Source organism: Bacteroidia bacterium, assembly GCA_039924845.1.
Lineage (GTDB): Bacteria > Bacteroidota > Bacteroidia > DATLTG01 > DATLTG01 > DATLTG01.
Map to the genome: position 1 here is coordinate 1 of JBDTAC010000075.1, position 11369 is coordinate 11369.

At 34.9% G+C, this 11369-nt stretch carries 12 protein-coding genes; 3 read left to right on the plus strand and 9 right to left on the minus strand.

Annotated elements, in window-relative coordinates; translation table 11 throughout:
• From ABIZ51_08465 to ABIZ51_08490, 6 genes are all read right to left on the minus strand, one after another.
• A partial coding sequence (locus tag ABIZ51_08465; protein MEO7088808.1) for a tRNA 2-thiouridine(34) synthase MnmA occupies positions 1–327 on the minus strand: 327 nt, incomplete at its 3' end.
• Between the two features lie 10 nt (positions 328–337).
• Positions 338–1195, minus strand: a complete 858-nt coding sequence (locus ABIZ51_08470; protein MEO7088809.1) for a toxin-antitoxin system YwqK family antitoxin — start codon at positions 1193–1195, stop codon at positions 338–340.
• 155 nt (positions 1196–1350) lie between these two features.
• Positions 1351–2235, minus strand: coding sequence for a hypothetical protein (locus ABIZ51_08475; GenBank protein MEO7088810.1), 885 nt, complete (start codon positions 2233–2235; stop codon positions 1351–1353).
• Between the two features lie 10 nt (positions 2236–2245).
• Complete coding sequence (locus tag ABIZ51_08480) at positions 2246–2656, minus strand: PIN domain-containing protein (GenBank protein MEO7088811.1); 411 nt, start codon at positions 2654–2656, stop codon at positions 2246–2248.
• A complete protein-coding gene (locus ABIZ51_08485) occupies positions 2656–2907 on the minus strand; it encodes a DUF6364 family protein (GenBank protein ID MEO7088812.1) in 252 nt (83 codons plus the stop codon). Before ABIZ51_08485 ends, ABIZ51_08480 begins: the two co-directional genes overlap by 1 nt.
• A gap of 103 nt (positions 2908–3010) precedes the next feature.
• Positions 3011–3358 (minus strand): 4Fe-4S dicluster domain-containing protein, encoded by a 348-nt coding sequence (locus ABIZ51_08490; protein ID MEO7088813.1) that lies wholly within the window; start codon positions 3356–3358, stop codon positions 3011–3013.
• A gap of 87 nt (positions 3359–3445) precedes the next feature.
• Between ABIZ51_08490 and ABIZ51_08495 the strand changes: the two genes are divergently transcribed.
• Together ABIZ51_08495 and ABIZ51_08500 are read left to right on the plus strand one after the other, a co-directional pair.
• Positions 3446–4513, plus strand: coding sequence for an acyl-CoA reductase (locus ABIZ51_08495; GenBank protein ID MEO7088814.1), 1068 nt, complete (start codon positions 3446–3448; stop codon positions 4511–4513).
• On the plus strand, positions 4500–5744 hold the full coding sequence (locus tag ABIZ51_08500; GenBank protein MEO7088815.1) for a glycosyltransferase: 1245 nt from the start codon (positions 4500–4502) through the stop codon (positions 5742–5744). Before ABIZ51_08495 ends, ABIZ51_08500 begins: the two co-directional genes overlap by 14 nt.
• A 60-nt stretch (positions 5745–5804) precedes the next feature.
• Here the strand turns inward: ABIZ51_08500 and ABIZ51_08505 are convergent, their stop codons facing one another.
• The 3 genes from ABIZ51_08505 to ABIZ51_08515 all read right to left on the minus strand — a co-directional run bounded on the left by ABIZ51_08505 (position 5805) and on the right by ABIZ51_08515 (position 8826).
• Positions 5805–6080 (minus strand): 30S ribosomal protein THX, encoded by a 276-nt coding sequence (locus ABIZ51_08505; protein MEO7088816.1) that lies wholly within the window; start codon positions 6078–6080, stop codon positions 5805–5807.
• A gap of 84 nt (positions 6081–6164) precedes the next feature.
• Positions 6165–6860, minus strand: coding sequence for a (d)CMP kinase (gene cmk / locus ABIZ51_08510; GenBank protein ID MEO7088817.1), 696 nt, complete (start codon positions 6858–6860; stop codon positions 6165–6167).
• 70 nt (positions 6861–6930) lie between these two features.
• A complete protein-coding gene (locus ABIZ51_08515; GenBank protein MEO7088818.1) occupies positions 6931–8826 on the minus strand; it encodes an ABC-F family ATP-binding cassette domain-containing protein in 1896 nt (631 codons plus the stop codon).
• A 145-nt stretch (positions 8827–8971) separates the two neighbouring features.
• Between ABIZ51_08515 and ABIZ51_08520 the strand changes: the two genes are divergently transcribed.
• A partial coding sequence (locus ABIZ51_08520; GenBank protein MEO7088819.1) for a hypothetical protein occupies positions 8972–11369 on the plus strand: 2398 nt, incomplete at its 3' end.

Here is an 11369-nt window from a genome sequence, read left to right on the forward strand (position 1 = left end):
GTGTGTATTGCATAAAACGCAAGGATTGGGAGTTCTTCCGGCAAGGTATTCTTCCACAAAATTATCAATGATAAAATTTCCGAATTCATTTCGGATGTCTAAAATATAATGCGGGAAACCGTTATTAACAGCCAATAATCGCGCATCGTTGATGGAATCTAAACTGCAACAACCGGTTTCTTTTTTTGATCCACCAACGCCTGCATAATCCCAAGTTTTCATCGTAATCCCAATTACATCGTAACCTTGCTCATGCAATAATAAAGCCGCCACAGAACTGTCAATTCCGCCGCTCATTGCCACCAACACTTTTCCTTTTTTGTTCATTTTAAAATTCTTATTTCGGCTGATCTTCTTTGTTTTGTTCTTCTTTCAATTCGTAATCTTTTTTCAATTTATCTTGTTCTTCCTGCGTAATTACGACTTGTCCTTTCGTGATGTGTCCCATATTAAACGTTTGTTTATTTAACACCGTGCCATCATCCTTATAGAAAATCCATTCTCCATTTTTAACATCGTTTTTATAAATTCCTTGCGCAGCAATTTTTACTCCGTCTGGATAAAAAAAAGTTACTCTTCCATCCAGTGAATCGTTTTGATATCTCCCCAAAGATTTAATAGCTCCGTTTTCAAAATACTGTCGCCAAATACCATTTTGTTTTCCGTTTAACCAAGTACGTTCTTCGTTTACTTGTCCATTTGGATAAAATATTTTACAAACACCATTTTTCAGGCCGTTTAGATAATTTTCGGTTGAAACTACCGGTCCGTATGGATCGTAATAACACCAAGTGCTGTCTTTTTTCTCTTGAGTATAAAAACCTTTTGCCATCAAATTTCCCCCAGGGAAATACATCGTTGCTTTTGCTTTTCCATCCGTGCCATTGCCATAATCCAATACAGCTTGAATGGTATCTCGCGAATAATAATAAACGAAATCACCAACGGGTTGATCATCTACAAAATAGCCTTTATAGCGCATCGCTCCGTTTGGATAATTCTTTTTCCAAGCACCTTGTTTTTTTCCATTTGCGTCAATTCTATTAAGTGTTTTGGCAGTATCAGCATAAACGGTAAATGCTTTCAAGCTGTCCATTAAAAAATATTGCAATGAATCTTTTTTCGTCTGTCCATAAATTTTTTTTTCGGAAGCCAAAAAAGCGAGTAACAGTAATAAAATATAAATTCTTTTCATACAAAAATGCTTTTTACAAAGATACAAAATAATTTTTCGGAGTGCTTCGTTTAAAAAGAGAGTAGAAAGTAGGCAATTTGCTGAAGAAATAAAGGGCTTCGAAAAAATAATTTTTTGAAACCTTTTTTAGTGCTGTAATTTAAAAAGGAATTGTACTACAGACCGCCACCTTTTTTTGGATCAACAAATAAATTATCATTTTTTGTTTTCGGATTTTTTGCATCCACTTCTTTCACATAATTCCAAATTCCATTTTTAAATTTAATGCCGTCTACGCGGAAACTGGGCGCATAAAACTGATATTGTCCATCCATTCCTTCTTCATAAGGCGCGAGGTAATCAAACAAAATCATGCCCGATTTTTCATCGTATTTCAGCGACATCGTCGCATTGGCAGAATATTGAAAAATCATTCTTTTCGGATACCGTTTTTCTATTTTAAAAATAGACGCTCCAAACGTTGGTTTTCCAGTGGCATTAAATATAACCACATCAATTATTTTTTTGGTGATAATGGCGCTAAATCCTTGCCAGGCAAGTAAAGTATAATAGGTTTTCTTTTTGTATTTTTTCGGAACAATTTGATAATAAAGCATTCCCAGCCATTTATTCGGATCGCAGGCTGCATCGTGGATATTTCGTATTTCTTCCGATTTATCTTCGAGCGGATACACCTCGTATTTTCCTGTTTTTTTATTGAGAGATTGTACATATCCGAAATATTTTTGAGTCCCATCGTCTAACGGAACATTCCAATTTAAAATACGGAATTGCTTGTCGGGTGAAGTAATGCGCGCAATTTTAGTTAGCGAATCAAATCCAAAATCAAACGAATTTGAAACGTTTAATGCTTCGCCAAGCAAACGATTAAATTTTTCATCCGCTGCTATTTTTTTTGCATCGTTGTGTCCTTCAAAAAATTGATATTGCAGTATTTTCAACGTATCCTGATAACTCAATAAACTATCCGTAGCAGTTTTTTGAGCTTTCAGCGTATTTCCGAAAACTATAAATAAAACAAAAAAACAAATGCGTTTCATGCTAAAAAAATTAAGGAACACGTTGGTTTAAAAATTGTTCGGGCGTATTTATCTCGATAGAAGAATGTTTAAAGTCTTTTGTATTGCGTGTAATAATAACATCTGCTTTTGTTTTTGATGCAGAAAAATATTGTAAAGCGTCTTCCACATCTTCAAATTTTGAATTGAATGCAGCAATATAAATTTGTTTATCTAATTCTGTCAAATGAATAATGCTAAGCAATTTTAAAGTTAAATTTTTCACTTTATCGCGTCCAAATTTTTGCATAATATATGCTATATTGGAAATACTTATTGGAGATGTATAACAAATAATTTTCATTTCGTCCGCCATACGAATAATACTTTTTGAGCTTTCGTAGAAAGGCTCTCTTTTCAAAAAAAAATCTAATAAAACATTGGTGTCTAAATAAACGCGCATTATTTCAAGTGTTTTTTTAGTAAATATTTTTCTCTTTCTGTTTCGGCATTAAAATTCTCAGGAATATCCAAATCTTCAATCATTCCACTTAATTCATCTACAGCTGATTTTTTTTTCTGTTTGTTTTTTTGCGTCAGAATGGTAAAATAATCTTGCACTATTTTTGAGATACTAATACCTTTTTGGTGAGAATATTTTTTAATTTCTTTTATCAATTCTGGCTCAATGCTCAATGTCAACTTTGTGTTCATAGTATATTTATATTATACGTATAGAATACAAAGCTACGTATAAAATGATAAATAACAAAAAAAGCCATCCGTAAGAATGGCTTTTCAAAAATTATTTTTTTGATTAAACGTGTAAAGTTTGTTTTTTCTGTAAAAGTTCTTCTTTACTTTCTTTGTTATCATCATCCGAAATACAGCAATCCACGGGACATACAGCCGCACATTGTGGCTCGTCATGAAAACCAACACATTCCGTACATTTATCCGTAACAATGTAATAAACATCCATTGTTTTCGGTGTTTGCGGCGAATCTGCTTCGACAGATAATCCACTTTTTCCGGTAAAATTTCCTTTTAAAGACGTGCCGTCAGAAAAACGCCATTCGTTTCCTCCTTCGTAAATCGCGTTGTTCGGGCATTCCGGCTCGCAAGCTCCGCAATTGATACACTCGTCTGTTATTCTTATAGCCATAATTTTGCTGAAATGTTAAATTTGAATTGTTAGTTTTGCCAAAAATCTTCGCAAAGATACATTATTTTGAAATAAATGATTCGTTGAATGGAATTAAAGAAACGACTCGCTGCTTTTTCAGAGCTCAGCGATATTTTACGACACTTTTTATTGACTGAAAAAAATAATTTTTCAAATCAAAAATATGCCGAAAAGCTGGATGCTGCTATTGCTCGTTCTTTTTTTGTTAATGGTTGGTTTACGGAATCGAATGTAAAAAAAGCACTTTTTTCCATCGCAGAAATGCTTCGAAAAGAAAAATTGGAGAAATGGATTTTTCCCTATCAAAATCAAATTGAAACATATATTGGAAATAAAAATGTTGGTGTTATCATGGCGGGAAATATTCCGATGGTTGGTTTCCACGATATGATCTGCGTGCTGGTTTCAGGAAATAATTTTATTGGAAAACTTTCTTCGTCTGACACCGTTTTGATTCCGCTTTTGGCAGAAATTCTCACAGAATTAGAACCAGATTTTAAAAATAAAATTTTATTTACAGAAGGTCGTTTGCCTTCGATTGATGCGGTTATTGCAACAGGCAGTAATAATTCTTCACGCTATTTTGATTATTATTTTGGAAAATATCCGCACATTATTCGTAAAAATCGCACTTCTGTTGCTGTGTTAGATGGCACCGAAGCTGCCAATGATTTAGCACTTTTAGGCGAGGATGTTTTTTCTTATTTTGGTTTGGGTTGTCGAAATGTTTCTAAACTTTTTTTCCCGGAAGGATACAATGTAAATTTATTATTTGAGTCGTTTTTCGAATTTAATTTCGTCATCAACAATCACAAATACGCCAACAATTACGATTACAATAAAACAATTTATTTAATGCGTTTGGAGCCTGTTTTCGATAATAATTTTTTAATTTTGAAAGAAGACAAAAACTTTGCATCGCCTGTTGCCGTGCTTTTTTACGAGCATTATTCAGATGAAAAATCCTTGTTCGAAAAAATAGCTTTTCAAAAAGAAAACATTCAATGTTGTGTAACGGCTGAAAAAAATAATTTTTCAAAACTAAAATTTGGAACAACGCAACAGCCCGAATTATGGGATTATGCAGACGATGTGGATACGCTAAAATTTTTGTTGAGCGATGTTATTGCTTGATAATGTTCCCGCAGATTTAGGAATTGTAGTTGTCATTCCTTGTTTCAACGAATCACTTTTATTAAATACGCTGGATGCTTTGTTGAATTGCACACGTAGCGATTGTTCGACTGAAATAATTGTTGTTTTAAATGCCTCAGAAAACGCTGACGAGAAAATAATTTTTCAAAACAATGAAACGAAAAAATATTTTTTAGAATGGAAAAAAAAGCACCTAGATTATAAACTGAAATTTTATTTAATAGAAGCTTGTTTACTTCCTAAAAAGTATGCAGGTGTTGGATTAGCGCGAAAAATTGGAATGGACGAAGCGTATCTACGTTTCGAAAAATCAACACAAAAAAATAAAATAATTGCCTGCATGGATGCAGATAGTTTATGCGAAAAAAATTATTTTACCGCGCTCGAAAATCATTTCCTAAAAAATCCCAAAACGCCAGCCTGTTCTATTTATTTTGAGCATCCCGTTAACGGAAATGAATTTTCAAAAGAAGTGTACGAAGGGATTATTCAATACGAATTATTTTTACGCTATTACAATCAGGGCTTACGTTACGCGGGCTTTCCTTTTGCATTCCACACGATAGGTTCTTCGATGGCGGTGCGCGCAGAAGTGTATAAAAAACAAGGTGGAATGAACAAGCGAAAGGCGGGAGAAGATTTTTATTTTCTACAAAAAATTATGCTACTTGGTTTTTTTTCGGAGTTAAATGAAACAAAAATTATTCCTTCTCCGCGTCCTTCTAATCGGGTTCCTTTTGGTACAGGTAAAGCGATTCAGAAATGGTTAGACGAAAAAAATAATTCATACTCGGCATATCATCCGCAAAGTTTTATTGACATCAAAAAGCTTTTTGATACGATAGAATCTTGCTATCAAAAAAATAATTTTTCAGATTTTTTATTAGTGCTTCCTAATACAGTTCAATTATTTTTAGCTGAAAATAATTTTTCTGAAAGGGTAAAAGAATGGAACGAAAATTCGACTTCAAAAAAATATTTTTTGAAACGCTTTTTTTCGTGGTTTGATGGATTTACGATGTTGAAATTTATGCATTATGTTCGCGATGAACATTACGGTTTAATGGATTTGCAAACTACAGTTTCTCAACTTTTAGAGCTCAGAAATAAAGGGTTTGAGAAAAATAATTTTTCAGCGGAAGCTCAACTAAAATTGTTGAGAGAAATAGAACGATCCGAAAATTATTTTTCTAATTTAGATAAAATGTAAAATAAAAAAAACGCCCACAATCAAGCAGGCGTTGGAATATTTCAACAAAACTGAAAAATACTATTCTTCCTTTTTAGCTGCTTTTTTTGCAGGTGCTTTTTTCGCAACTGTTTTTTCAGCTGCTGGCGCTTTTGCTACCACTGCTTTTTTTACGGTTGTTTTTTTAGCAGCTGCTTTTGGTGCTTCAACTGTTTCGGTTTTCTCAGCTCTCGGTGTAGATTTTTTAGAAGACTTTGGAACAAAAGCATTTCCTGTGGAAGCTTTTCTTGGTCTGCTGACACCGTAAGAACCCATTGCTATTTTGCCTTTGCGGCTTTTTTTATCACCTTTTCCCATGATTTATTTTTAAATATTTTTTGTGCAAATGTAAAAAAATATTTCTATTGGCGTTTCTTTTAAACGAAAAAGAATGCTTGTTTTTCAATCTTTTGTCAGTAATAAATCATTTATCACGCGCAGTACAAATTCCAATTGTTGCTCTTTATTGAGATCTGTATTGTCTAAAATAATCGCGTCTTTGGCTTGTGTCAGCGGACTTTCTTTGCGATGTGTATCGTCGTGATCACGTTGCGTTAAATTGTGTTTTACGTCTTCAAACGTAGCATAATCGCCTTTAGAAGTCATCTCATCCAATCGTCTTTGCACGCGCACATTCATATCTGCTGTCATAAATATTTTTAGTTCAGCATTCGGAAAAATGCGCGTTCCAATGTCTCGACCGTCCATTACAACGCCTTTGTTTTTTCCTAAATCGTGTTGAATATGCATCATTTTATCACGGACTTCCTTGATAACGCTTATTTTACTGACGTTTTCAGAAACGTACATCGTGCGAATTTCGTGTTCAACATTTACGCCGTTTAAAATCGTATCAGACGCTTTGTTGTGATAATTGTATTCGAAGGAAAGATGGATTTTATTCAATGATTTCAGTACTTCTGTAATTTCAAATTTTCCTTTTTTGATGATTTCGTTTTGAAGCAAATAAAGCGTAACGGCTCGATACATCGCGCCAGAATCCACATAAATATAATCCATTTTTACAGCTAAAGCCTTTGCCAGCGTGCTTTTTCCGCAAGAGGAATATCCGTCAATCGCGATGGTTATTTTACTCATTTCTTTTTTTGAGGTTCGAAAAATTATTTTTTCGAATGCATTTTTTTCTTCCTACAAAAGAACAAAAAAATTACATTAATTCGGCAAGTTCCATCCAACGCAGCGATTTTTCGTCGAGCGATTGTGTTGCTTTTTCAAGTTCTTCCGCCCATTTTCGCAACTCTTCGTGGTTTTGGCTACCTTTATTTAAGTGCTCCAAAAAATTATTTTTTTGAAGCTCTAATTCTGCGATTTCTTTTTCTAATTGTTCGTATTCTAATTTTTCTTTGTAAGATATTTTTCGTGTTGCGGAATCCTTTTTTTCAGGCTCTTGGAAAATTATTTTTTCAACCTTTTCAGGAATCACCGCTTTTTGCTCTTTCTCTTTTAAGGCAAGATATTCGCGGTATTGAGAATAATTTCCGGGGAAATCTTTTAATTCGCCTTCACCTTCAAAAACAAAAATATGATCCACCAATTTATCCATAAAATAGCGATCGTGAGAAACGATTAAAACGCATCCTTGAAAATCGAGTAAAAATTCTTCCAAAATTCCTAAAGTGGTGATGTCTAAATCGTTTGTAGGCTCATCCAAAATTAAAAAATTCGGATTTTTCATCAATACAGTCAATAAAAAAAGCCGACGCTTTTCGCCTCCGCTGAGTTTGGAAACAAAGCCGTATTGTACTTCTGGCGGAAATAAAAATCGTTGCAATAATTGCGATGGAGATATTTTGGAACCATCGTTTAAGGTAATGTATTCTGCCGAATCTTTTACTACTTCGATAACTCTTTTATCCGCTTCGCCAACAATTTTTCCTTCTTGCGAATAATAGCCAAACACTACGGTTTCGCCAGTTTGTATTTTTCCAGAATCGTAGGATTCTGTGCCTTGTAAAATATTTAAAAAAGTAGTTTTTCCAGATCCATTTTTTCCGGAAATACCAATTTTTTCGCCTTTTTTAAAGGTGTATGAAAAGTTTTTCAGAATTAAATGTTCACCAAAACTTTTGGAGATTTTAATGAGTTCAATAATTTTTCCGCCCATGCGTGGGATTTTTACATTGAGTTGAAGTGCGTCTTCCGTTTTCCGGGATTTTGCTTTCGCTTCTACATCGTAAAATGCATCTACTCTCGATTTCGACTTAGTACCACGTGCTTTAGGCATTCGTCGCACCCATTCCAATTCGCGTTTGTATAAATTTCGGGCTTTGTCGATTTCGCTGGAAGAAGCCAATTCGCGTTCTGATTTTTTCTCAATAAAATATGAATAATTGCCTTTGTAACGATACAATTGATGGTTATCCAATTCCATGATTTCATCGCAAATGCGATCCAAAAAATAACGATCATGCGTAACGATGAAAAGCGTGATTTCCTTGCCTGTTAAGTAATTTTCGAGCCACTCAATCATTTCAATATCTAAATGATTGGTAGGTTCATCTAAAATCAAAAAATCAGGTTCGTTGATGAGTACGCGCGCCAACGCAACACGCTTTTTTTGTCCACCAGAAAGCGCGCTGATAGGGCGATCCAGATAATCCACTTTTAATTCGGAAAGTATTTGTTTTACTTTTACTTCGTAATTCCAGGCGTCCAAACGATCCATTGCAGCCATTGCTTTTTCCAAGCGTTCGCCATCAAATGTTTTTTCAGGATTTTCGCTTTCGAGAATACACTCTTCGTATTCCTTAATGGCTTTTAAAATAACGGTATCGGAATCAAAAAGAATTTCCAGCACTTTTTTTTCGGGTGCTAAATCCGGTTGCTGACTGAGATAAGAAACGCGTAAATTTTTACGAAAAACGGCAGAACCCGAATCGGGCACATCTAATCCGGCCAAAATCCGAAGCAAAGAAGTTTTTCCTGCTCCATTTCGGGCAATTAATGCTACTTTTTGTCCTTGATTGATGCCAAAACTGACATCTTGAAACAATTTTTTTACGCCGTACGATTTAGAGAGCGTTTCAACAGATAAATAATTCATGGGCGGCAAAAGTAATAAATAAAGCGTCTGGAACACGGAATCGTGTTGAATTCAACTTTTTAACATAAATCACTAATTGCTAACATTCTATTTGGAATATTAATAGAATTATTATAGCTTTGTCAGTAACTAAACTACTATGCCCATGAGAATATCTTACTCTACTTTGGCGGCTGCCCTTTTATTACTGTTATTTAATACCTCTGGCAATGCGCAGAATAAAAGTTCCTCGTCTAAAAGCACCATTCGCACTCAAAAAAACACCTATACAACTGCTCGGCAAAATTGGACAATCAATCCTTTTGAAGCCAAAGAATTTGTAGAAAATGAAGGTCAATTTATACACAATGAAGATAATAAAAATGACCAAATTCTTTTCACTGCCAACGTTACTGGTATAAAGATTTATTTTAACGCAAACGGACTTACTTACGAATATGATAAAGCTCCAAATGTTACCGAAGGACAACGTGATGCAGTAGAAAGTGGTAAAAAAAAGGCACAAGATTTACCGCAAATAGAAAAACAATTTTTTGGTGTTCAGTGGTTAAATGCAAATCCACATCCAGAGGTTATTCCCGAAGAAGAACTTTCTTATTATTACACCTATCCTAACGGAGAAAAAGATAACAAAACAATTATCGCAAAAGCATATAAAAAGGTACTTTACAAAAATATTTATCCAAATATTGATATCGAATATTCATTTGTCCAAGGTGATAAAGAAGGAATAGAATATGCCATTATTTTGCATCCAGGTGCAGATGTTTCAAAGGTTAAATTGGAATATCAAAATGCTGAAAATCCGAAATTGGATTCAGAAGGAAATGTGTTGATGAAAAGTTTATTCGGAAAGTTTATAGATCATACTCCGAAAACTTTTTATGAAAACAATACTTCTATAGAAAGTTCTTTTCAATTAATAGGAAATCAAATTGGTTTTAAACTCGGAAATTATAATCACAGCAAAACGGTAATTATTGATCCTTGGACTACTAATCCTGCTTTAACTGGAATTAATTCTGCTTATGATTTGGATTATGACAATAATGGAAACATTTATGTTTATGGAGGGCAATCGCCTTATCAATTAAAAAAATTAAATGCTGCTGGTGCTATTCAATGGGTAGCTGCACCAAACTCGGTTAATAACACAACTGCTTATGGAGATTTCGCAGTTGACCACGTGAGCGGATCTAGTTATGTTGGAGAAGGCATTGATTACGCTAATGCGGAGATTTTTAAAGTTAATGCGCTTGGTGTTCAAACGGGTGTTTACGCAGGTACTCCTAATATGATTGAAATATGGAGGATGGAATACAACAGTTGCATCAAAGAAATTGTAATTGGAACTGGAAATACAAGTCAACCCTACCAAGCTGCTATTCTCGATACAACTCTTACCGCCGTTACTCCTGTTAATGTGTTTGGGGCAACAAGTGGATATCATGATATTTGTTTGTTAGCTATTGACAACAATGGAAGCAATTGTTATATTGCTACCACTCAATCCTTATTAGGTGCTGGTGCCGGTTTTAATAATACGTTAGCAAAATGTGCTTTGCCTGCTCTTGCTCCCACTGCTTATATTGTGAATGATGGTTATGCTTTCCAAGAAATAGGTAGTATTACTTATGCAGGTGGTTCAACTGGTACAGCCAATGGCATGAATGGAATGGTGGCAAGTCCAAATTGGTTGTATATGTATGATGGCGCAAAATTAAAACGACTCAATAAAGCGACAGGAGCAATTGTTACTACGAAAACTATTACAGCAACTTCTTTTAAATGGGGTGGATTAGATGTAGATCAATGCGACAATGTTTATTTGGGTGATAATACAAATATTAATGTATATGATTCATTACTAAACCAAACTGGTACGATTGCTGCATCAGGTGCTGTTTACGATTTACATTTAGCTCCTAACAATTTAATGTATGCTTGTGGTAAAGGTTTTGTGTCTTCCTATACGGTGGTTGCACCAACTTTAACTGTTACTATAGCAAGAACTCCTGCATCAGGTTGTGCCGGTTGTAATGGTACTGCAACTGCTAATTTGAGCGGCTGCGGAAGTACTTCTACTTCTTTCAATTATTTGTGGAGCAACGGACAAACAACAAAAACAGCTACGGGCTTATGCCCCGGAAATTATACCGTAACTATTTCCAGTAATTGTGAACCTATTAATAGTGATACTGTAAACATAACAAGTATTGGAGGAGCTGGATCTGTTGTTATTGCCCCTCCCCCTCAAATATGTGTTGGAACTTCTGGTACATTAACAGCAAGTGGTTCTACAACGTATAGTTGGAGTACGGGTGCTACGACGAATTCAATCACAGTGAGCCCAGCGACAACGACAAGTTATACGGTAACAGGGACTTCTTCCGGATGCACGGCAACGGCAACAGTAACGTTGGTGGTCAGTCCACCGCCAACGATAACGGTTAATTCACCGACGATTTGCGTGGGTACAAATGTGATATTAACCCCAGGAGGCGCTGTAACGTATAGTTGGAGTACAGGCGCTACGACGAATT

Excerpts from the sequence above, each read along its gene's own strand:
- ABIZ51_08470 (MEO7088809.1), bottom strand. The coding sequence starts at position 1,195 with ATGAAAAGAATTTATATTTTATTACTGTTACTCGCTTTTTTGGCTTCC.
- ABIZ51_08475 (MEO7088810.1), bottom strand. The coding sequence starts at position 2,235 with ATGAAACGCATTTGTTTTTTTGTTTTATTTATAGTTTTCGGAAATACG.
- ABIZ51_08480 (MEO7088811.1), bottom strand. The coding sequence starts at position 2,656 with ATGCGCGTTTATTTAGACACCAATGTTTTATTAGATTTTTTTTTGAAA.
- ABIZ51_08485 (MEO7088812.1), bottom strand. The coding sequence starts at position 2,907 with ATGAACACAAAGTTGACATTGAGCATTGAGCCAGAATTGATAAAAGAA.
- ABIZ51_08490 (MEO7088813.1), bottom strand. The coding sequence starts at position 3,358 with ATGGCTATAAGAATAACAGACGAGTGTATCAATTGCGGAGCTTGCGAG.
- ABIZ51_08495 (MEO7088814.1), top strand. The coding sequence starts at position 3,446 with ATGGAATTAAAGAAACGACTCGCTGCTTTTTCAGAGCTCAGCGATATT.
- ABIZ51_08500 (MEO7088815.1), top strand. The coding sequence starts at position 4,500 with ATGTTATTGCTTGATAATGTTCCCGCAGATTTAGGAATTGTAGTTGTC.
- ABIZ51_08505 (MEO7088816.1), bottom strand. The coding sequence starts at position 6,080 with ATGGGAAAAGGTGATAAAAAAAGCCGCAAAGGCAAAATAGCAATGGGT.
- cmk (MEO7088817.1), bottom strand. The coding sequence starts at position 6,860 with ATGAGTAAAATAACCATCGCGATTGACGGATATTCCTCTTGCGGAAAA.
- ABIZ51_08515 (MEO7088818.1), bottom strand. The coding sequence starts at position 8,826 with ATGAATTATTTATCTGTTGAAACGCTCTCTAAATCGTACGGCGTAAAA.